A 23,939-nucleotide genomic window follows, 5' to 3' on the forward strand; every position below is an offset into this window, starting at 1 on the left:
CCCCTTCATAAATTTACTATTTATTAAGTACGACTAGATATGTGTGTCCAGGCTCAGCAGCAAATGTATATCGATAACCTTGCCCAGAGTATAAACTTGCCATCGTTACAGGAACATGCTGAGCATCGTAAATAGATAGCCGTTCTTCACTAAACAAATTACAGTCCCTTGCGCTTGTAGAATATATCTCTGCGGCTTCCAGTTTCCCATTCTGCCAGCGAATATTAATGACGAAGCCACCTCTGGCCCGCAAGCCTGTAACTGATCCGCTTGACCAGGCGGTAGGAAGAGCCGGCAGCAGCCGAAGCTCACCGCCGTGCGATTGCAGCAGCATCTCTTGAATGGCTGCAGCTCCACCAAAATTAGCATCAATTTGGAACGGAGGATGATCGCCGAACAGATTCGGATGCACTGCCTTGGCTAGCAGTTCACGCAGGCTACCATGCGCCTTGTCCCCATCGCCAAGTCTGGCCCAGAAGTTAGCGATCCATGCCTGGCTCCAGCCGGTATGTCCGCCTCCATGCTGCAGCCGCCGTTCCAGCGTCGCTCTGGCGGCGACTCCCAGCTCAGGCATTCTATGTGGAATAATCTGTTCACCCGGATGAAGGGCAAATAAATGAGAAATGTGACGATGGCCTGGTTCATGCTCTTCGTAGTCGACGGCCCATTCCATGATCTGACCGTGGCGGCCGACTTTAGGCTCTGGCAGCTTTGCCCGGGCTCCAGTCCATTGCCCTATCAATCCCTCATCCATCCCCAGAATCTCCGCCGCTTCAATACAAGCGGTAAATAACGCGTAAATGATCTGCGAGTCCATAGATGAACCTGAGCATAAAGAACCAACCTGCCCCTTCTCGTTCACATAGCTATTTTCTGGTGAGAGTGAAGGTGTTGTAACCAAATAGCCATTCTCATCAAAAATAAGGAAATCAAGAAAGAACAGTGACGCTTCCTTCAACACCGGATAAGCCCGTTCGCGCAAAAATGCTTCTGAAAGATTATACCGATAATGCTCCCATAGATGCAGCGCCAGCCAGGCCCCGCCCATCGGCCAAAAGATAGCTGGCGTCCAGGCTCCGAACAAGCCGCTCTCCGCCCAAATATTCGAGCTAGAGTGAGCCGTGAAGCCCCTTGCTCCATATAAGGTTGCCGCTGTCCTCTGTCCATTAATGACCAGTCGATCGATGAAATCGAATAACGGCTCATGACATTCTGACAGATTACCTGTCTCGGCGATCCAATAGTTCATTTGCAGGTTGATGTTCAGATGATAATCGCTCTCCCAAGGCGGTGTGAAGCTGTCATTCCAGATCCCTTGCAAATTCGCAGGCAAGCTGCCTGGTCTTGAGCTTGATATGAGCAAATAACGACCGTATTGATAGAACAGAGCTTCAAGCTGTGGGTCCTCGCCCCCTTGCCGATAAGACTGCAGCCGTTCAGAAGTAGATCGATAATTTCCTACATATTCACGGCTAGTACCTAACGGTTCTTCAATCACTTCGGCTTCTCCTGCTGGATCATCCGAATGAACTTCAAGGCTAACACGATCAAACAACATGCCGTGATCAGCCGTATGTGAATCAAGCAATGTTCTGTACGTGATCGCTCTGGCTGCTTCCATCTGACAGAGCGCTTTCTGGTGCGGATCCACACAGCGGAACGTGGTCTGTGCCGTGAGCATTAGTGTCACCGCATCAGCGGATCGAATGTCCAGATAATTGCCGGATGTCCGGCACTCTCCTCCTGTTGCTTGAGCGCTCAATACCGCTGCGTACTTAACGCCATCAGGTCCACAAATTCCCTCCATCACTAAGGTATGCTCATTCTCCTGCAGCATGTCCCCATCGAAGGGACGCCGACTTAATCGTGCGGTTAAGCTTATAGCCTCCGGTTCTGATGCCGTGATTCGAACGACTAATACCTGATGAACGGCACTGGCAAAGACTTCACGATGATAGCGGACTCCATCCACTACATAACTTATTGAAGCGACTCCTGTACTCAGATTCAATCTCCTGCAGTAATCCTCCGCTTCCGACTTTACGTTACCGAACTGAAGCAGCAGGTCTCCCAGAGGCTGATAAGGTCCAAAATATTGCGGAACATTCGTGAAATGAAGGAGCATCTTCCTCTCTGCCTCTTGAACCTCGCCTTTACGCAACAGATCTCGAATCTCGTCCAGCTTCATTCTGCCCTGTGGATGATCGCATTGTTTTGGACCCCCGTACCAGATAGAATCTTCATTCAGGCCGATTCGCTCCGAGGACACGCCGCCAAATAACATCGCCCCAATCCTACCATTACCGACTGGAAATGACTCTGTCCAGATCCAAGCGGGCTGTTTCTCGATAAGCTCGTTCATCAAGTTCGTCATCGTTCTACTCCTATCTACTCCAAATAGTCTTCATATTCCCGTTTAAATAGATAACAAGGGCCGTCTCTCATGTTCATAAGATCATTGAGACGGCCCTTGCAAGTCAAATGTTAATCATCAAATCTTTACTATCTAATCAAGCCCGTATTATTCAACGAAGCCTTTCTCATTGATGTACTTCGTCGCTTCATCTACCATCCACTTCAATACATCATCAAGCGGCTCATTGCTAAGCATAAATTTACTGAAGCCATCATTGATAACTTTCGAAATTTCCGCGTTAGCTTTAGTCATCTTTTCAGAAGCGCCAAGGAACTGAATATCATCGCTAAACAAAGAGTATTTGAGTGAATCCATGTCATACATATCTTCATGACCAGCAACCAGCTTGTTCATTATTTCTTCGTTGTTCGCTTTCTTATAGCCGGAGAATTCTGGTCTGCTTGGTGAATCTGCTGTAGTCATAAATCTCATCAGCTTATAGGACTCTTCTTTGTGCTTGGAAGTAGCACCCATTACAATTTGCGAACCACTAGTGAAGTATTTGCCTTCATAACCTTTAGGTTCAGCTCCTGCCGGAGGTACTGGTACCGGTGCAAATGCAGTCTTGAAAGTATGTGGATATTGCTCAGTATTACCTGGATCAGCAATCGTAAAGTTACCTGTCAAAATCATAGCCGCTTCTTCGTTGAAGAACTCGGTGCGGTAGTTCAGCTTCGCTGCGAGAATGTCTGAATAAGGCTTAGATGTCTTATCTACAGTCTCCATGTCTTTACGCAATTGGAAGAAATATTTATACGATGGATCAGACAGGATCGTCGTACCGTCATTATACACGAACGGGTCCTTCATCATCGTCTGAGCAGGAGCGTTCATGTAAAGCTCCCAAGTATGGAAGTAAGTACCGTAACGTTTATCAACGCCTTCGCCTTTTGTCAGCTTCTTCGCATATTCGCGGAAGTCATCCCAAGTCCATCCGTATTTAGGAACTTCAAGACCAGCTTCATCCAAGGCATCCTTGTTCATCATAATGTAGTTGATGCTCTTGGTATATTGCATACCATAGTTCTTGCCATCAACCTTAGCATTAACCCAGTACTCATCATCAGGGTTGACGCCTTCCTTATCATAGAACTCATTCAAAGGTGCGAACGCTCCGCGGCCCGCACGTTCAACAGCAGAGCCCAAGCTTGCTAATTGTACTACGTCAATGGATTCTCCAGAGGAGATCAGAAAGTCGAGCTTCTTCTCCATTTCAACGGAATCACCAGGTACAAGAACGACATGCTCAACCTTAATGTCCGGATTCTGTTCCATAAATTCCTTCAGCATTGCATCTGTTCCAACTGCTTGTGCATCGTTATCCCAGTTGTAATACTTGATCGTAACTTGTTTGTCGGATTTTGTATTCCCGGAATTATTCGTGCCTGATGCAGCATTTCCGTCACCGGATTTTCCGCATCCGCTTAACATCAAGCTGATGGCAAGAACGGTACCGAGAATGATAGAAAAGCTCTTTTTACCCTTGTGTCTCATCTTGTTTCCCCCTGCACTGAAGTTTTTTAGTGTAGTGCCTGTACAAGTCTCATTATAGGCGGTTGCCTCGAAGGCCAAGTGCAAAATTTTGATGTTATAGGATTACATTTTTGACTTTTCGATAGCGCTTACTTTTTTGATAAGGCTGATCAGAGATCAGCCTTTCACGCCCCCAAGTGCAATCCCGTTAATAACCTGTTTCTGCAGAGCGATGAACACGATCAGCAGCGGGATAATCGCCGATACAGCTGCTGTCATCATAATCGCATAGTTGTTCGTGAAGTCATCACGGAACAGTGTCATTCCGAGTGGAATAGTGTACAGATCCTTGTCCAGTAAGAAGATGAGCGGATTCTGATAGTCATTCCAGGTCCAGATGAATTTGATAATAGCTACCGTTGCCAGTACCGGCTTACAGAGCGGCACCATAATGGATGAGAAGATTCTTACATGCCCTGCCCCATCGATTCTTGCTGCTTCAATAAACTCATCACTGACGCCAATCATAAATTGCCGCAACAGGAATGTAAAGTAGATCGAGAACATGCTCATAAATATAATCGCTGCATGTGTGTTATAGAGACCGAACCAGCGAATCAGCAAGAAGCGCGGAATCAAAGTCGCTTGATCAGGAATAATCATAAAGGACAAAAGTGCCATAAATACGAGATTCCGTCCTTTAAAATTGATTTTTGTCAACGCGTAAGCCGACATCGATGAGATAATCAGCGTAATGATAGTTGTAATAATAGCTATCTTGAATGAGTTGAAATAAAATTCATAGAAGGGAACCTTCCCCATCCAGACTGTCTTAAAATTATACGCTACATTGATCTTCTCGGGAATCCATTGAATCGGGAAGCGCATAACATCTTTCTCGTATTTGAACGCTGCTGATACCATCCAGACGAGAGGTATTAGGAATACGATGGACAGAGCACCCATGAAGACGGTGACTATCGCTTTTGATATGTTTTTTCTAATTAGCTGCATTTGATATTCCCCCTAGTCTTCATTTCTCATTTTCCAGGTCAGTGCTGTAATTATGCCGATAATAGCGAACAGCAGCCAGGAAATGGCGGAAGCGTAGCCCATGTTATGATATTTGAAGCCTTCCTCGTAAATGCGGTATACGAGCACCATAGAAGAGTTGTTCGGACCACCTTCGGTCAGATACGCGATGACGTCGAACACTTTGAACGAGCCGATCAGCATCGTAATCAACAAGAAGAAGGTTGTTGGACGCAGCATCGGTACCGTGATGGCGAAGAATTTCTTCATAGGTCCTGCTCCGTCAATTTCCGCTGCTTCATAGATTTCATTGGAGATGTTCGTTAGACCAGCCATGTAGATAATAATGGTATAACCGAGGCTCGCCCACGAACTGATAATTGCGATCGACAATAATGATGTCTTTGGATCAACCAGCCATTTGGGTGGATTGGAAATACCGATATCCATCAAGAATTGGTTAATTGGACCGAGAGACGGGTGGAACAATGCGCTCCATACCGCTGCTACCGCGATAATCGACGATATGTACGGAATGAAGAATGCTACCTTGAAATAATCTTTGAAGAAAACGCTGTTATGAATGAGCACTGCCAGTACCAAAGCAATTGCGATCGGAATCGGCACGGTCAGTATCATATAGATAACATTGTTCTTAACAGCTTGGATAATCGTCGGATCATGGAACATTTTTACATAGTTATCGAATCCGGTAAATTCAATTCCCTTCACTCCAGATAATAAATCCCATTTCGATAAACTCAAATATAGGGAAAATCCAAGAGCAAATACATTAAGGAATAGCATGCCGACAATTTCCGGCGTTAGAAATAGCCAACCGATCATTGCTTCCTTGCGATGCGGAGTCCAAAATTTCTTGCGTGGTTCTCTCTGGATGTCCGGCACAGGTTGTTTGACTGCCTCCACGTTGTATCACCTCAACAATTAATAAGTTATCATTATAGTAATATATTCGCAGGCAACTAGAAGGAGTGATTATGACTAGGAGCGTGCACGATTTTGACCTTCTACTGAGCGCCGAACTTATGGATATATAGGCCTTTTTGAAATACAAAAAAGCGCGGCAAATTGTTGAGAACAATTCACCACGCTTATTCTAGTCTAATATGATTATTTACGCGCCGTATGCTTGGCTTTATATTCGCTTGGCGTTGTGCCTACGTATTTCTTAAATACTTTAGAGAAATAGGTTCTGTCCGAATATCCCAGGCCGATGGCCATCGATTCTAGATTTTGATTGGACATCTTCAGCATCTTTGTCGCCAGCTTCATCTTGTACTGATGCACATAATCGGTAAAAGTCAGCCCGGTCATCCGCTTGAAATAACGAGAGAAATAGCTCGGATTCAAGTACAGATAACGCGCCATATCGATCGAAGTGATATTGTCAGCGAGATGCTGCTCAATATATTGCTGAATGACCTGCAGCTTCGGCTCCTGAGTCGTACTTGTTCCCTGCTTGTCCCTGCTCTCCGTAATCTGGACGAGCTTCCGCTCAATCAGCTCCATGGAATCGCTTAGTGTACGAGATAAGGTTAGATATTTGAACAGATCCTCTTCAAACTTCAAATTAGAGAACATCAGCTCAATACCCCGCAACATAAAAGAAAGCTCCTTCGCAAAATCACTCGGTTCGATCATCGATTCCCGCGCATTTCTGGCGATCTCCAGCAGAATACTGTGGATACCGTCCAGATCTTGCTTGATTACCGCCTGCTCCAGCTGCGACACGCAGCTATTCAGGAACCCTTGTGGGGCCTGCTGGAAGATCGGGGCAGCACTCTGGGAAATATCTGTAATCGTATAATCGGCTGTTTCATAGAACTCCAATTTACCTTGCAATATTTGCTGATAGGCCGGCCCCACAGAATCCAGCTCCATTTTATCTGATACAGATACAATACTAGGCTGAATCTTAAGATAGTTTACACACTTGGAACGCAGCTGCTGTAGGAAATTGCTAAAATGCAGTGTGGCATTCTGAGCTAAATTCATCCGGAAATTGTACAAAATCGCGATATTGTCTTTTTCAAGAATCGGTGTAACTCCTTCAAAGGATTCGGACAGTTCCAGTGCAATATTGTATATCGCGTACAGAATAAGCTGATATTCACTCTGTTTATATCGCGTATCGAAGTTGGCAAATTGTACATTCACGATCCCCAGCATGAACCACGGATAATTCCAGGAGACTCCGATTTGTGAAGCATACGCCATCGTCATCTCAGACGGTGCCCGGTCAATGACCCTCTTCAGTAAATCCTGACGGAATAGCTGGCTGTTATAATTAGAAGTCTTCCAGCGAATCAGACCGCTTCTAGACTTCAAGATCGTAACGGATTTCTCCAAGCTCTTCTGCAGTTGATCCGCTGTCAGTTGATCCTTGATCAGATAGTCATCCGCCTTAAGCTTAATCGCCTGCTGAGCATAATTGAAATCTTCATGACAGGTCAGGAAGATCACCCGTACATCCGGCTTGATCGAGGTAAAGCTGTCGGCCAGCTCAATTCCGTTCTTCTGCGGCAGGCCAATATCTGTAATTACAATATCAGGCTGAACCTCTTCAAACATATGCATGGCCTTCACGCTTGAATAGGTCGTCCCGACAATCTGCAGATTGTTCGCTTCCCAGTCGATCATCTGCTGCAGCACTTTAAGCATGGGAACATCATCGTCGATAAGCATGACTCTATACATTATTCATTCCCCCCAGATAGAAAAACATGGTGTATCCCCAGAGGCAAATACAGAGAAACCGAAGTACCTCCCTGCTGGAGGTTGCTGATCGTCATTGTAGCTTCTTCTCCAAAGGTCAATCTCAATCTCTGAACGACATTGATCAATCCGACTCTCTGATAAGAACCGTCCTCTTCGTCATCGAACATGAGTCTGCGGTTAAGCATCCCTAACGTCTCTTCTTCTATACCGCTTCCATTATCCTCAATCTCAATCATAACTCCGCCTGCGTCATACCGTGAGCTAACTCTGATCGTTGGCGAAGGATGATCCACAAATCCATGCACAATCGCATTCTCTACCAACGGCTGCAGAATAAGCTTAGGTACGATCAGTTCTTTCGTCTTAGGCTCCAGATCAATCTCAAGCTTCAACGGGATTTCACTGCGTATCTTCATAATGTCTACATAGTGAGCGAGCAGCTTGCATTCTTCTTCCAGCGTGGTCGGTTCGTTCACTTTTAGATATGCTCGCAGAAGACTCATGAGGGAATCAATAATTCCACTATGCAGCTTGTCCTGCTGTAATATGAGACTGCATTTAATCGAATTGAGCGTATTGATTAGAAAATGAGGGCGAATCTGCATAAACAGCGCTTCCAATTCCATGACCCGCTTTTGCTCTTGTTCCTGCTCGATATCATGAATCAGCTGCTGCAGTTGATCTAGCATTGTGTTCAACGTATGGCCTAGCTCGGCGATATCATCCCTGCCCTTGACCTCCAGCCGCACATCTAGATTACCAAGACCAAATTGACGAACTACTCGCTGCAGCTTATGGATCGGACTATGCAGCCTCTTGGCGATCACCATGGAAGTCATCAAGAAGACCAGGAACAGCAGAATAACGACGATAAGTCCGGTATAGAACGTACGAGAAATCTGACCAGACCATTCTTTCTCCGACGCCTCATAGACAAGCTTCCAGCTTGACTTAGAGATGTCACGGAACGTTCGCACATTGTGATTAGGTTCTGTATTATCCAATGACAATTCCGGATTCCCGGAGATCAACTCGCCCGAAGAATCGAACAACGCGACCTTACCGAACTCCACAGGACTTAATAACTTGCTAAAATAGGATTCCGCAATCGAGACGAGCAGAACGGACACGTACTGCTTCTCCCGGCTGTCATAGATGACTCTGGCAATATAGTAGCTTCTGTTGCCGAGACCACTGTCAGCCATACCAAGCCACTGCAGCTTCTCCGGCTCATTCAAATCCACTCGCTTCATCAACTGGGTTACACTGGCATTCACCCCCGTCAAGTTCTCCGTTCCGGAAGAAATGACAAAGTGCTGACGGTTAACGAGGTACATGCGAATATTGTTGTTCAGCGGCTTCGTGTTGATTAGGTTGAATAAATCCTGAATTTGTGTAAACAGCACATACTCATTGTAATTATTGATTCGCTTCGTATCGGCAAAAGACTTCAAATTGGCTCGTACATTGGCATCGTTTACAATAAAATGGGATGCAAACGTGACGTCATCAACCGTCTTGTTCATCTCGTCGGTCATTACGTTCAGGAAATTCTCATTGCTGAGCTGAAGCTTCTCGACCATCGAACCGCGAATTAATAGGAATGAGACGGTCGAGACGACAATCAGCGGAATGAAGATAAGAACTAGGAATGACAGCTGAATACGTCTATAGTATGTTAGTTTGAACATGCACTCCCGCGCCTCTTTCTATAGGTAGTTCAAAAAGTCCGCTTTTGTTTACGTGAACTCTCATCTCTATTTTATCAGTTCGTCATCCCTTAGGCATTCATTAATTTATAACCGTAATCTTCCTCTTGTCAGCAGAGCCCGTAATAAGTACGACCTCTCCGAAAATCTGTACCCCGTCCACCACATAGGAATCGTAATGACCTGAGGGTACCTTATGACTGATCACTAGGATATGCTCACTATCTAATTCAGGATGGACAATCCGGCAAGCCTCGGCCTGTGCATCATCTACCTGTTCACCGGTATGGCGGAACACTGGGATCTTGCTTACTTGCGGGGCTACCGATTCGCCAGGACGCAGCGGGTAGAGTAGCTGCATCATTGAGGCCATTCCTCTCCCGCTCCGTGAATACGTCACTTGATGGTTGGATTCCAACAAATTATATTCGCGAGAAATGACGCCTTCGGATACTTCGGCATGAAGCCCTTCACTCTGAATTGGGAGCATGAGCAGGTTCGCTTCCTCGTCATTTTGAGTACGACAGATTAGTGAACCCTTCTCTAATCCGATGACACCCGATCCGAAGTGGAAATGCTGCTTGAACTGATGCTCTCCCTTACTTTGGAAGCGGTCAACGAGCAGCCAGTAATGCGGCTTGATAAAAATAATTCTCCGGTTTACCAACACTGGATCGTCTAAATGCAGATAGCCATCATGGCTGCCTTCTACATAGTCGTAATCAGGGCGACTGATCCATTTGCAGCCTAGAGGACTGGCAATGCGATGGAACATCCAAGTGTCAGCAATTTCCGTAAAGCCGATGTCATCGACTGTCGTCGTGTTGTGGGCTGCGCTTTCTTTTAACGCTTGTCGAACCGGTGTATGGTCACTGTAATTGTATCTGCCGAGATCCGTTAGAAATTCCTTCCCGTAGGCGTGAAGGTCAATATGCAGCATATCCGCATGCCCGTGTCCGCCGCCTTGCGGCCCACAGTGGAAGTACATATACAAATCCTGCTCGCTCCAGCCTGAACGCATTACATAATGCCCGGAGTGGAGAAAAGCATGAGACATTTCCGCTGGCTCCACAGGATTCAAGCTCTCATAGCTTCTGACGGCTTCCATTCCAAGCAGCCATGCACTATCATAGTCCATCTGCTGATTAGCACCGAAACGTAGAGTCTCATCCTTAAACAGCGCAGCTGCATACGTCAATAACGAACGAACGTCATTATCGTCGCTGTCGCCGAACATAGGCTGCCTATGACTAGGATTAGCCCAATACAGGGAAGCCATAGCCATCTCGTGCACTTTGCCGCGGAATTCCTCGTCCAGCTTAATTCCATGTCGCTCGGCAAAATATAGACAATCGAGGTAGCAGCACATCACCTCATGATGATAGGTCGGCGATTGCTCCCAATGAATTCCGTCTGCCATAACCTGAATACGTGCTGTCTCTCCAAGGCGCTCTTCGCCCAAGCTGCACCACTGCTCGGAACCCTTCAGTTCAGGGAAGGTTAAGGCAATCGGAAGTAAGCCATTCGTCTCCAGCACGCCCCAATTGCTGATATGCTTCCAGCTTGTAAATGCATCCGCTAAATACCGAGCATGCTCCGATAAGGAGATCAGCACTTTCGCGAGCAAGGCCGGCGTGAACTGCGGAGAATCCCACACATAACGCAGCGCCTTAATCCAGTTGCTGCCCCGCAGACCAGCTTCAATCGTACGCCAGTTAAGCGTATCGCTGGTAGGCTCGTTCGGCACTGGATTGCGATCGATCCAATCTTCAAGCTGGCGGCATAACGCTGCCGCATATTTATCATCTCCGGTCATGGCGTAAGCCTGACCCAGGGCGATCCAGTAGCGATGCCGATTCAACATGTACGCCCATTCCGGATCGACATCAGGAATGTAGTTCCAGTCAATTGCTTCATCGAATGTAACTGGAACCTGAGTCCGCTCCATATCCCATGGGAACTGGAATAGGAATGTCTGGTTAACGACTTCATCCGCCGTCTTCATCACCATTGCGACCTCATCCACCCAGTTCTCTTTGACGTAATTGGTAATTTGAGCAGTTTCCTCTTGTGACCATCGGTTCCCTGGTAGATGACGCTCCAGATAATAACGATGCAAGGCTTGCAGGGCATCTTCATAGTGATTCTGCTTAACCGCTTCAGCTACATCAGCTAATTCTGGCTTCTCCAGTTGAAGCAGCGAAAAGACCGAATATACTTTGTCCTGATAACTCGCTTCCGTACCGTTAACGTTCATACCAATACCCCTTTATTCCTTTTTCAAGACGCATTAAGGCTTCCAGATAGTAGTAATCGCCCCAGATCATATAATCATCCGGCGACAGTCCGCCACGTACATAATAAGAACCACGGTTCAGAAGTCCTTCCGCTTCCTCTCCAATCGTGGAGTAATTCTCTACCAGGGAGGTCAAGGAATCGGTCAAGCCTTGCATGAAGTACTCCCGATCCGGATCCTGCTCATCCATATGCTCCAATAGCTCCTGCAGACCAGCCGCTACGATAGCCGAAGCTGAGCTGTCACGATAGGTGTCTTTGTCTATCGGAGCATTGAAGTCCCAATAAGCTACATGATCCTCAGGTAAATGGGCAAGGAAATAACGGGCCATTCTTTTTGAAGTCTCCAGGAATAACGGATCGCCTGTATAACGATAAGCAAGTGCAAATCCATATACACCCCATGCCTGGCCACGTGTCCAGGTTGAACCGTTTGTATAGCCCTGATGTGTAGCCCCGCCGATCGGTTCACCCGTGCTTGGATCGAAGAAGAAGGTGTGATAGGAGCTATCGTCTCCACGCACAATATAACGTCTCGTCTTCTCAGCCTGTGTAATCGCGACCTCACGATACTTCGGATCGCCGGTCTGCTGTTCCGCCCAGAACAGAAGCGGCAGGTTCAATAGGCAGTCAATGATAATCCGTCCTGCTTCCTTCGGATCTCCCTCGCGTCCCCACGCCTGGATGTAGCCGCCTCCAGCTGGACGCCAGCGCTTCAAGAGGTGATCTGCTGCCTCCAGTGTCAATTGGCGAGCGCTTTCATCCTTCTCAATAATCCACTGTGCCTTCGAGGATAGAGAATACAAAAAGCCGATATCATGATGATCCAGCACGATCTTGGCATCAAAGCGGCGACGGAAATCTTTTACTGTCTCGATCGCCTTCTCACGGAAAGACTCATCTCCTGTATACTCATAGCACAGCCACAGCATCCCGCTCCAGAATCCGTTCGTCCAATCCTCATTGTCATTCAACTGATAGACGCCGTCCGTACTAATATGCGGGAATCTCGTTCCGAACCGCTCCATATTTGCCCTAACCTTACCTACCGCATCTTCAATCGCCTTATTCCACATCGTTCTTGCTCCTTTCGAGTCATGTTGTCCTAAGCCTATAATAAGAAGTCCAGTGCCTTCCTAGTAGGGGGTATTTTTGACCTTATGTGAACAATTTTGACTTTTAGTAGAAAACAGACCTTTGGTGACTGAAAAAAGGGGCCGTAAACCGTGAAATTCCCCGTTATTCTCCAAATCTATCATATAATACTGCCCGTACCGGGCCTTGCTTTTTATGTACAAGATTGTGTTAATATGTTTACTTTCTTTGTTTCAAAATAGTATTTGAACAAGTTATAGAGATGGAGAAAAGTTAAAAGGGATGATCCAGAAAGGACAAAGCTACGGGATACAGAATTGCGTGATCGCACTTATCAAGTGGTCAAAATTGACCGTTAGAGCAAGAAAAAAACAACTTCGCTCTTCTAACGGACACTTTTGTCCATTAGAAGCAAGAATTGCGGCTTTCCGCACACTTTCCCCATGTAATGGACATCCTTGTCCGTTACAAAGGCAGCTTACCAAAATCTAGGCGCTAACGGTCAAAAATGTCCGAGTGATCCGGCCAAAACATGAGAATTTACACATTTGGGAGCACGCAAAAAGGGGCGTCTTCAAATCGGAAAATCGACATTTGAAATGCGACTACGATTTGGTACTCCACCTTCTCCGAGAATTCAAGGTCGGAATGAACGACCCAAGGAAAAGAAAGCTGAGCGATACTAGCTAATTAGCCACATTAAAACACGAATACTTGCAAATTCTAGGGCGATGAGCGAATAGATACAATTATAAAAAAACTGCCGACAAGGACTTTGCCGACAGTTTGAGCTGCTAATATTATGTTGGCAAATTGTTACCAGTAATTATCAATTCCGCCGAGACTGTATTCTGGGAGCTGCCGCCAATTTGAATGGCAACCCGGCAAGGCTCTGTAGCGAACCTCATCTCCCGATTCCAAAGTCCCAGTTCCTCCTGGCCTATGCTGAAGGTGACCGTCCGCTGCTCGCCTGGAGGTAATTCTATCTTGCGAAAAGCTTTCAGCTCGGCTATTCGCCGGGTAATCCCGGATTCGCGAGCCTGAATATACAACTGAACTGTTTCGGCTCCGTCTCGTTCTCCTGCATTTTTAACCGTTACCGTAGCCGTAATCCGCCTGCCTTCTTCCAAGGCGGCTGTGGAAACTTCATTCTCTGACAAGACAACCTGCCCATATTCAAAAGTCGTATAGCTTAATCCGTAGCCGAAAGGGTACAGCGCAGCGGAAGGCATGTCAACATAAACACGCGGCCGGCCCGGATCCTTCTGGTTATAGTAAACCGGAAGCTGCGCAGCGGAACGTGGCAGCGAAACCGGCAGCTTGCCGCTTGGGTTCACCTGCCCGAACAGGATTTCAGCGATCGCCTGGCCGCCCTCCGTGCCGGGATACCACCCGCAAAGCACTGCATTGCTGATCTGGGCGATGTCGGTCAGAGCATGCGGCCGCCCCTGGATGATCACCGTAACTACGGGCGTTCCGGTCGCAGCGACCGCCTCAGCCAGCTGCAGCTGAATGCCACCAAGCGAAAGGTCCGCGAGATCCACGCCTTCGCCACAGTCCATTTCGGATGGGCTGCCTTCCGAGACGATCGCCGCACCATTGCTGTCGAAATTGCCGCCGAATTGGCGTGCGCTGCTGCCACCAATTACGAGCACCGCGACATCCGCCCCTTTGGCAGCCTCCACCGCTTCATTCAGCCCTGCCATCGATTCATCGCGAATGCCGCAGCCCCAGGCGTGAACGACCTCTACGCCTTCCGGGGCGCACATGCGGATGCCCTGCAGCACCGTTGTTCCGGTTCCATTACGTTGAACGCTGGTATAATCGCCTAGCTGGTTATACAAGCGGTCCGCATTAGGGCCGATTACCGCGATCCGCCGCAGCTCTCCTGCTTCGCCGAGGGGCAGCAAATTCCCTTCATTCTTCAGCAGTACCGTCGATTCGCGCGCGACCTGTAAATTAATCTGCTGGAACTCCGGCCGGCCGACAACGGAAATCGCACGCAGCTTCTCAGTATAGGGATGATCAAACAGGCCGAGTCGGAACTTGAGCAGTAGTACACGGCTTACCGCTTGGTCTATCTGGGCTTCTGACACAAGTCCCTGCTTTACTGCCCTTTCTAACGTCGAGAACGATTTATCCCAGAGGCTTAAATCCACTCCGGAGGATAAAGCCAGCGCAGCGGCCGATTCATGACTTCCAGTCAGCGCCAGCAGCCGGTCGATTGCACAGCCGTCGGCCATCACGATCCCATCGAACTTCCATTCCTCGCGAAGAATACCAGTGAGCAGCGCCTGATTGGCATGACAAGGAATCCCGTCAATTTCGTTATACGCTGCCATAAATCCGGCTGCCCCGGCTTCCATTCCTGCTTTGGCTGCCGACAGATGAATTTCACGCAGCTCACGCTGCCCGATCGCAGCCGGCCCCGCATTTCGTCCTCCCTGCGCCGCACCCTGGGCACATAAATGCTTCAGCACTACAGCAACCTTATTCGGAGAAGCCAGCTCGCCCGGCTCGTCTCCTTGCATCCCGCGAACAGCTGCTTCCGCGAAGCGTGCAGCCAAATGCGGGTCTTCACTGAAGCATTCCTCAGAACGTCCCCAACGGGGGTCCTGTAAAATGTCCAGTGCTGACACAAGACCGATATGGGCTCCCCGGCTTCTTATTTCCGCAGCCACATACGCGTAAGCCTGCTGCATCAGCGCCGGGTTCCAGGTCGAGCCTACAGCTAAGTTGACGGGCAGAAGCGTCCCATCCAGCGCCTGATGTCCGTGCGGACATTCCTCAGATAATAAGACCGGGATGCCCAATCGCGTATTTTCTATTACGTAACGCTGCACCATGTTCGCGGCCTCAGCGCTTTCAGCCACAGTGATTCCGTTTTCATAATTGACGCCCGACCAAGGATCGCTGCGGAACAATCCATACAATGCGCCCATCCCATCTCCAAAGGCAACCTCCTGCTTAAAAGCTTCCGTCAGCGAAATTCCATCGCCGTTTCGGACATAGGCATTCCATCCGTACATCCGTTGGTTTAGCTGTCCTACCTTCTCCTGAAGATTCATCCGGGAGAGCAAGTCCTGCACCCGCTCCTCTATTGGAACGGAGGACATCTTGTACTTTTCCATTACCTGATTCCCCCTGATATTGCCTCATTCGTTCTCATGTGTAGTCATAACCAGGCTTACTTGCCTGCATCCTTGCTGGCACTAAGCCCGCGATATTCTTTCGGCGTCATGCCCGTATACGATTTGAACACGGACACGAAATACTTATATTCCTTGTAGCCTACCTTATCCGCAATTTCGAATACCTTATCGTGGGTTGTGGCCAGCAGCTCTTTGGCTTGATCAATCTTGGCCTCATTCATGTATTCTGTAAAACCTTTTCCTGTGCTTTGCTTAAAAATATAACTGAAATAGCTCGGCGTGATCTTCAGCCAGGAGGCCACCTCGGAAGCCTTCAAATCCGATTGATAATGATCGTTCATGTACTTCTTCGCCTTCTCAATGATCCAGTAGGATTTATCGATTCCCTGCTTGTCGATCAGCAGTAATAATTGCTGAATCTCTTTCAGCACCAAAACCTCTAGCCCAGTATAAGAGTTGTAAACGTTCAGATTCGGAGTCTCGTTGTGCCCGTAGTCCAAATCGGTCATTCCGCTTTTGCGAAGTCGTTGGCGCAGCAGAGCAAAGAGCTCTTCGTAAATTTTGACGATATCCGGCAGCAGGAATCCTTCTTTTCGAAACAATTGAAACATCGATGCCACCAGTTCCTTCACTTCATCCTGATCCTGCTTAAACAGCGCCGATACCAGTCGCTTTACCCTCTCCGCAATATCAAAATCCGGCAGTATCCGATTCATCCCGATACTATCCCGATACTCCGGAAGCAGAACAAGAAGCCCTTCCGAAACATGATATGACAGGAGCTCGGTAGCTTCAGCACAATAAGCTGAAGTGTCAGCTAGATCATCATAGGGAAGAGAAGCCCCGCCATATAGGCCGATATCCTTCTCTGTAGACAGGATTGCAGAGGCCAGTAATTCATCCCAAGTCTTGCGATCCAGCCTGATATTCGACACAGCTAACGTGATTAACAAATTCTCGTGATAAAAAACAGATACCGCACGCAGCCCAGAGTGCTGCAGATAGCCTTGAATCATGCTCATCCATCTATCCTGAATCTCTTTATATTGAACAGGCGGTATTGTACTATATCGTTCGTAAAAGTTGTCCAGTTGAGTGGCGAGTATACGGAACTGTACACCATGCAGCGACGTCGGCACTTCTTTACTGTACGAAATCCCGTGACGGGCCATATCGAGCAGCCACAGCTTGGCCTCCTGAGGAACTCCTTCCTGTTCACGCTTATGAATACTGGTTACAACCTTGCTTACTACCGTAGTCAGCTCTTCGATATCGACCGGCTTAAGCAAATAATCGCTGACGCCAAGCCTGATTGCCTGACGAGCATATTCAAAATCCTCATAGCCGCTGATCATAATGACCTGCACCCTCGGAAACTGCTGTTTCAACTGCTCTGCTAACTGCAAGCCGTCCATATCTTCCATCCGAATATCAGAGAGGAGGAAATCAACATCATGCTCCTGAACCATCTGAAGCGCTTCCTTCCCGTCATATGCCTCGCCTACGACCTCTACGCCAAGCTCGTCCCAGTTGATTGTGCAGCGAAGACCCTCGCAAATGACAGGCTCGTCGTCCACAATCAGCATCCTTATCCGTCTGTCGTTCGACACCATATTATTGCTCATGCTGCTCACCGCCAAGTTTGTCGGCCGTTTCGCGGGGAAGCCTAACCCGTACCCACATGCCTTCGGCCGAATTATTTACAATTTCCAAACCGTAGTCTGGTCCGAAGAATATCGATATTCTCTCGTGTATGTTATTCATGGCTCCCTCCCTGCCCCCAGGTTTCCCTCCATTTTGCAGCGAGCTTCGAATCTCATCTTCCCTTGCAGGCTCCATTCCTTTGCCATTATCGATCACATCAATCCAAATTTCATCCTCAGCCGAGTAGCATCTTACCTTAATATCGCCAAATTCTTTATTACGATCAAAGCCATGCTTAATAAAATTCTCTACCAATGGCTGTATCGTAGCCTTAAGCGTTACTGCGTCCTCAATATCCGCCTCTGAATAAAGACAATATTTCAGCTTGTTTCCGAGACGACGCTGCTGCAAATACAAATAGGATTGAGCAAATTCCAGCTCCTTGCGCAGTGTTGTCTGATAGCTGCCATTGTTCACGCTAGAGCGGAAAAACTTCGAGAGCATCTCAATCAACTGGCTTGATTTTGACGCCTTCTCCAGGCGCGCTGTCCAGCGGATCATATCCAAGGTGTTATATAGAAAGTGGGGATCCATCTGGTTCTGCATCAGCTTCAGCTCGGATTCCCGCTCCCGGAGCTCTAGCTTATATTTATGATCGATCAATTGCTTGATCGTGAAGACCATTTCGTTAAACTTGTGGTTCAGCTCAGAAATTTCATCTCGCGAATTCACCGGTACCCGGGCATTGAAATCCCCGTGCATCACGCGATTAGTTTCCTTCTTCAAGCGAAGGATCGGCAGGATAATCGTGTAATGGAACCCGATAAGCGCTGTCAACCCGAGCAGTAAAATCGCGACCAATATAACTACCATGATCACTTTAACGGAACGGAATTCCTCCGCCACAGTTGCCTCCGGAATCATAGCAATCACTTTCCAGCCTGTGTTCTCAATTCCCTTGTACAACGTCAAATAGCGCTCGTCCTCTATGGAACAAGTGATGAAACCGCCCCTGCTGTTAACCAGCTTGTCTAGCAAAGCCGCATCCGGAATAAAGCTATCCTGCATTCGATCCTTTGAGCCGAGAATAAACTGCCCGTTCTCTTCGACGATGAATACAGTTCCTACTCCTTCCTTAAATATCCCTTGTTCCAGCAAATGAACTATGCCCGCTTCATCCATCCGGATCGTTAACCTGCCTAGCGGTTGAGTGATCTGGCTGTAGGAATTCAGAATTCGAAACAAGGACATAATCCGGACATCGCCATACCAATCACTGTTCAGATTGTAACCTTCAGTCCAGACGATTCCTCCCTTACGAGCATCAGCCTCCTGCTCCCACTTCGTCTCATCCCCGCTGAACGGTTCGCCCATCTCGATTAAGCTGCCGTTAAATCCGGTTATTTCAATGGATCGGATATAGCTTCTCGACATGAGTTGGAACGTAAGAAAATCCTCAATATTGCGCTTGAGATTCGTTCTCTGTTCACTGTTCAAAGGCGGAGAGGGGCGCAGAAATAGACGCATATCCGGGCTTAAAATGAGATAGTTGGCGATATCCTCGACCATTTTGGTCTGCTCTCCCAGCTGATTGGTTACGTTATCCAAATTGCGTTTCGTAGAATTGATGAATTGTTCTCTTAATATCTCATTAAATTTATACTGCACGACTACACCGACGCCGAAGGTAGGCAGAATGACAAAGATCAGAAAAATGACAAGCGCCTTTCGTTTTAAACCGAAGCTGCCGAGAAATCTCCCCTTGCTTGTCCCCATAAGCTGTTCTCCTTCCTACGCTACCCTACGGACTCGGCGTGCATCTGTTTAGCCCTTCACGGCTCCCGCCGTCATACCGGCAACAAGCTGCTTCTGCAGCAGCAGGTAGAAGATAATGATTGGGATCAGGGCGATCGTCAGCGCAGCCATTTGCAAAGTCAGGCTTGCCGTTTCAATGCCGACAAAGTTGGCAAGTCCGAGCGGTAGCGTCTTCAACTCTGATGAGGTAATCAATACGAGCGCGAATAAATATTCATTCCAATTGTAGATAAAGTTCAAAATAATGACCGTAGCGAGTGCCGGTCTTGTGATCGGCAGAATAATCGACCAGAAGATGCGGTAAATTCCCGCTCCATCCACTACGCCCGACTCTTCCAGGTCTTTAGGAAACCCTCTCATAAAGCCTTCTAGAATAAAGACGGTCAGAGACAAGTGAAATGCCGTATACGGCAAAATTAACGAGAAATAGGTATCGATTAAATGCAGCTTCTGCATAATCAGAAATATCGGAATCAATGTGGCATGAATCGGAACGAGCATTCCCAACAGGAATAAGCTGTAAGTCAGCCCGCGAAGCTTGAATTGAAACCGTGATAGAAAATAAGCTGCCAATGCCCCTAACAGTACCGTTACGATGAGAGAGACAAGGGTAACGAGAATACTGTTGAAAAAATACACATCCATATTGGCAACCTTCCACGCCTCGACATAGTTGGAAAATTGGAAATCGGTCGGGAGCGAAAATGGATTTGCTGCGTACTCCTGCTCCTTCTTAAAGGAGTTTACCACCATCCAAAAAAGAGGAACTATATTCATAATAGCGAATAGACTTAAAAATGTGTATGCGAATAACTGGAACAGACCAGACTTCTTCTTCATGGCTTATTCCTCCTTCCCTTAAGCATCTTTCTCACCGGCCAACCGATTAATCAATGTAATTACAACGAGACTGAACAACAGTATTAGAATGGAAACCGCGCTGCCATAACCGTAGCGCATGTTCATGAAGGCACTGTTGTACATATAAATCGTCATAACCTCGGTTTGATGCGCGGGACCGCCGCCCGTCAATATTTGAATAAGATCAAACACGCGGAAGGAATTACTGATGCTATAGACAACGCATACCATAATAGTGCTTCGGATCATCGGAATAGTGATCCGCATCGTCCGCTTGAAGCCGGTTGCCCCGTCCAGTTCGGCTGCCTCATTGACTTCATCAGGAATATTTTGCAGAGCAGCCAGAAAAATAACCATATAAAGACCGCAGTTTTGCCAAATGTAAGCAATACTGATCGACAGCATCGACCATTTTACATCGCCAAGCCAGTTCTGCTGCCAGCCCTCAAGGCCTATAAACCCGAGCAGATTGTTCAGCATCCCGTACTCTGTGTTATAAATCATCCCCCAGATCAGCGATACCATGACCGAAGAAATGACAACAGGCATAAAGCCGATCGTCCGGAAAAATCCGGAGCCTTTAAGCCCACGGTTCAGCAAAATCGCTAGCAGCAAACCAAGTGGAAGCTGACCGATCAGACCGGTAACCATAATGATGACGTTATTTTTCACAGACAGCCAAAAGGTGCTATTGCTTAAGATTTGTACGTAATTATCGATGCCGACAAACGTCATCGAGCCAATACCATTCCAGTTCATCACGGAGTAGTATAAGGACAACCCGATCGGAACGATGGCTATTCCCAAATAAATCAGCAATGCAGGAAATAAACCGAAAAATATCGCCAGCTTCGTTCCTTTAAGTGTTTGCATCAAGGGATTCCTCCTTTGTTCTCATCTTGCTTTCAATCCCGATGAATGAAGAAAACCCGGATTTCGGGTTTTCTCCGGGCATCGGATTTGAACGACAGGATGATATAGAATCAGCTTCTAATTCATCGTGTCAAAGGCATCTTGAACTTCTTTAGCCAGCTCTTCAGGCGTTCCTCTACCTACGGTAAGGGCTTGCAAGCCGTTTTGCAGAACATCGACCACCTGTGTCGGAACGACACTGTCAAATACCGGAGCAGTTCCGTTACCGGTCAATTCCAGCATCTCCTTCAAATATTTGCTCGCATCCTCCGGCACATCCACTTTCGCTGGAACTACAATTCCGTTGCGGATCAATTCTTTATATAAATCCTCATTCACGAAAAACTTCATGAACTCTTCAGCAGCCTTCTGCTTCTTCTCATCCAGTCCGCTCTTGATAGCAATGCCGTATTGAACGACGCCGGCACTCTTAACCGGATCACCCTTGCCGCCTTCTACGCTCGGGAACAGCGCAATGCCGAACTTGTCCCCTTCATCATTATTAATACGAATCCTTCCGTCAACGGTCGAGGATGAGATGTGCATTGCTGCTTTTCCTTGAATGAAATAATCCTGGCCCTGAACGGAATCCATATTGTTGGCATCCGTATTGAAGGCTCCAAGCTTGGTCAAATCATCAATGACTGATAACGCTTTTACGAATTCAGGGTCTGTAAACTTCGCTTGTTTCTCTAGCACGGACGGCAGGAAATCACTACCCGTATAGCGGTCCCCGATGATCGAGATATAAGAAGACTGGAGCGGCCATTGTTCCTTATTTCCTAGAGAAATCGGCGTTATTCCCGCTTCCTTCAACTTCTTCACCGCGTCGATGAACTTGTCGTAGGTATCCGGAAATTGATCATATCCTACCTGCGCAAACATCTCTTTGTTGTAATAAATAATATCCACGAACGATTGCTTCGTCGGAATGGCATACTGCTTGCCATCTACATTAAATCCTGCTAATGCGCTTTCAGGCATAATAGAAGCCCAATTATCCATCATGTCATTGATCGGTTGCAGCAAATCGCCTGCTACTAGCGGATCCAGATCCGCTCCAGGCCATACCACGTTAATATCCGCCAAATTGTTAGCCGCGGCTAACGTCCGCAGCTTGGTTTTGTACTGTGCTGCCGGTACGCCGTCCTGTTTGATCACGATATTTGGATGCTGCTCCTCGAACTCGGCGATCCGAGCCTTGTAGACTTCATTGTCCACGTTAGGAGAAGTCCAGGGGTGCATCATGTTCAAAGTGATGGTCTCTGATTCCGAACCTCCGTTGTTATTTCCCTCTGCTGCCTTGTCCTTGCCGCAAGCTGCCGTAACCATAACCAGCATCGCAACCAGACCGAGAAGCACTGCTTTTTTACCTTTGTTTGTTTTTCCCATAATCAACCCTCTTTTCTTATAATTGAAAGACAAGATGTCTGCCTAAAAAGATGGGAGTTAATTGATGTCCATCTTCTATACATTTAGTATAAAAGCGTTTTCATCTGGACTATATCCCACAAACTTTCGATTATATCCGAATTATTCATCTGATTTTTGTAAATAAAGGCGATTAGCTCGAATACAAAATATTATTGCGGTTCATTTAGAATATAATCCACCAAATCATCCAGCGGCACTGTAGCCAGCGCAATCGCTGTGTCTGTAACTCCATAGTAAATATAGAGCAATCCATCCTTGACTACATTGCCTGTCGGGAAAATAACATTCGGAATTTGATAACCAAATTTTTCATAATACGTTTCAGGCTCCATAATGAAGTTTTTCGTTCTGGCAATGATTTTCTCCGGATTGTCCAGATCCAGCAACATGGCTCCTACCCGGTAAACAACATGATCATCCACCCCATGATAGAGCACCAACCAACCTCGATCGGTTTTTACTGGAGGCGTGGAACCGCCGATTTTTCTCGATTCCCAGGCCATATTCTCAGCCTTGGCAAGCAGCTTCGGCTCCTCCCAATGAATGAGATCCTCCGAATAGGTAATCCACATTGCCGCTTTCTCCGTACCATAGGCCTCGCCTACATATTCCTCCGGACGGCGCAGCAGCACATATTTGCCATTGATTTTTTCAGGGAAAAGAATATTGTCCCGATCATTCATGTCCAGCGGCGTCGTATCCGTAAGAAACTCCCAATCAACCAGGTTCTTCGAAGTTACGATCGAAGAGCGGGTCAGCCAATGCCCCTCCTGCTCCCCCCATCCGTCAGGGTACGTCGGAATCGAACGTTCCGGAATGCCCGCGCCTGTCGGATAATAGCTCATCGCGCAAGGCCGGAGTGCATAGTTCATATAGAAGGTGTCATCTATTTTTACAATCCGGGGATCCTGCACGCTTCCGTAAGGAAAGCCCAGCATATCCGGAGTAAGGATAGGCTCGTTCTTCACATGGGTAAAGTTCACACCGTCCTCGCTTTCCAGAAGTCCTAGATAATTCTTGCAAGGGGTAAGCGAGCCTGCGGTACGCTCAATCATGTAAAATTTTCCGTTGTCGATGATGACCGCCGGATTGAATACAGTAACCTTTCTCCATTCGTATCCTCCCGGAACCACAATGGGATTGTCCGGATGTCTAGTAATTTTCATCGGGTCTGCCTCCTTTTGAAAGCCCTTTTATTTGTTTATAGTGCTATTATAGACTGGGGCTTCGGCACAAAATATCCTACAAACTTTCGAAATCATCTGAATAATCCGGGTATTATTTTATATAAAAAAACGTTTGCTGAGAGCGTATTCAAAGACATGAAAAAAGGCCGCCCAAAAGCGGTAAACCGCATTAGGG

The 23,939-nt window shown here is 47.3% G+C and carries 15 protein-coding genes; all 15 read right to left on the reverse strand.

Annotation, left to right across the window (positions count from 1 at the left end; genetic code table 11):
• Nucleotides 1-16: 16 nt before the first annotated feature.
• Complete coding sequence (locus EI981_RS16775; RefSeq protein ID WP_127000043.1) at nucleotides 17-2,374, reverse strand: glycoside hydrolase family 95 protein; 2,358 nt, start codon at nucleotides 2,372-2,374, stop codon at nucleotides 17-19.
• A gap of 147 nt (nucleotides 2,375-2,521) precedes the next feature.
• Nucleotides 2,522-3,910, reverse strand: coding sequence for an ABC transporter substrate-binding protein (locus tag EI981_RS16780; RefSeq protein ID WP_127000045.1), 1,389 nt, complete (start codon nucleotides 3,908-3,910; stop codon nucleotides 2,522-2,524).
• 156 nt (nucleotides 3,911-4,066) lie between these two features.
• On the reverse strand, nucleotides 4,067-4,903 hold the full coding sequence (locus tag EI981_RS16785; protein WP_127000047.1) for a carbohydrate ABC transporter permease: 837 nt from the start codon (nucleotides 4,901-4,903) through the stop codon (nucleotides 4,067-4,069).
• 12 nt (nucleotides 4,904-4,915) lie between these two features.
• The gene (locus tag EI981_RS16790) at nucleotides 4,916-5,848 is read right to left on the reverse strand and encodes a carbohydrate ABC transporter permease (RefSeq protein ID WP_127000049.1); all 933 of its coding nucleotides are present in this window, start codon (nucleotides 5,846-5,848) and stop codon (nucleotides 4,916-4,918) included.
• A gap of 204 nt (nucleotides 5,849-6,052) precedes the next feature.
• Entirely contained in the window at nucleotides 6,053-7,639 is a 1,587-nt protein-coding gene (locus EI981_RS16795) for a response regulator transcription factor (RefSeq protein WP_127000052.1), read from the reverse strand.
• Complete coding sequence (locus tag EI981_RS16800) at nucleotides 7,639-9,351, reverse strand: cache domain-containing sensor histidine kinase (protein WP_127000054.1); 1,713 nt, start codon at nucleotides 9,349-9,351, stop codon at nucleotides 7,639-7,641. The genes EI981_RS16795 and EI981_RS16800 overlap by 1 nt, the downstream gene beginning before the upstream one ends.
• A 100-nt stretch (nucleotides 9,352-9,451) precedes the next feature.
• Complete coding sequence (locus EI981_RS16805; RefSeq protein WP_127000056.1) at nucleotides 9,452-11,626, reverse strand: alginate lyase family protein; 2,175 nt, start codon at nucleotides 11,624-11,626, stop codon at nucleotides 9,452-9,454.
• On the reverse strand, nucleotides 11,616-12,740 hold the full coding sequence (locus tag EI981_RS16810) for a glycoside hydrolase family 88 protein (RefSeq protein ID WP_127000059.1): 1,125 nt from the start codon (nucleotides 12,738-12,740) through the stop codon (nucleotides 11,616-11,618). Before EI981_RS16810 ends, EI981_RS16805 begins: the two co-directional genes overlap by 11 nt.
• An 819-nt stretch (nucleotides 12,741-13,559) precedes the next feature.
• Nucleotides 13,560-15,890, reverse strand: a complete 2,331-nt coding sequence (locus EI981_RS16815; RefSeq protein ID WP_127000061.1) for a glycoside hydrolase family 3 N-terminal domain-containing protein — start codon at nucleotides 15,888-15,890, stop codon at nucleotides 13,560-13,562.
• Nucleotides 15,891-15,946: 56 nt separating this feature from the next.
• Nucleotides 15,947-17,536 (reverse strand): response regulator, encoded by a 1,590-nt coding sequence (locus EI981_RS16820; protein WP_227011472.1) that lies wholly within the window; start codon nucleotides 17,534-17,536, stop codon nucleotides 15,947-15,949.
• Nucleotides 17,526-19,331 (reverse strand): sensor histidine kinase, encoded by a 1,806-nt coding sequence (locus EI981_RS16825; RefSeq protein ID WP_127000063.1) that lies wholly within the window; start codon nucleotides 19,329-19,331, stop codon nucleotides 17,526-17,528. The genes EI981_RS16820 and EI981_RS16825 overlap by 11 nt, the downstream gene beginning before the upstream one ends.
• A 48-nt stretch (nucleotides 19,332-19,379) precedes the next feature.
• Nucleotides 19,380-20,210 carry a carbohydrate ABC transporter permease gene (locus EI981_RS16830; RefSeq protein ID WP_127000065.1) on the reverse strand — a complete coding sequence of 277 codons (831 nt, stop codon included), beginning with the start codon at nucleotides 20,208-20,210 and terminating at the stop codon, nucleotides 19,380-19,382.
• Nucleotides 20,211-20,228: 18 nt separating this feature from the next.
• Nucleotides 20,229-21,104 (reverse strand): carbohydrate ABC transporter permease, encoded by an 876-nt coding sequence (locus EI981_RS16835; RefSeq protein ID WP_127000067.1) that lies wholly within the window; start codon nucleotides 21,102-21,104, stop codon nucleotides 20,229-20,231.
• Between the two features lie 117 nt (nucleotides 21,105-21,221).
• The gene (locus EI981_RS16840; RefSeq protein ID WP_127000069.1) at nucleotides 21,222-22,535 is read right to left on the reverse strand and encodes an extracellular solute-binding protein; all 1,314 of its coding nucleotides are present in this window, start codon (nucleotides 22,533-22,535) and stop codon (nucleotides 21,222-21,224) included.
• A 191-nt stretch (nucleotides 22,536-22,726) separates the two neighbouring features.
• Nucleotides 22,727-23,743, reverse strand: a complete 1,017-nt coding sequence (locus tag EI981_RS16845; protein WP_127000071.1) for a glycoside hydrolase family 130 protein — start codon at nucleotides 23,741-23,743, stop codon at nucleotides 22,727-22,729.
• Between the last annotated feature and the right edge of the window lie 196 nt (nucleotides 23,744-23,939).

The sequence above is a fragment of the Paenibacillus lutimineralis genome (genome assembly GCF_003991425.1).
In the GTDB taxonomy this organism is placed as follows: domain Bacteria; phylum Bacillota; class Bacilli; order Paenibacillales; family Paenibacillaceae; genus Fontibacillus; species Fontibacillus lutimineralis.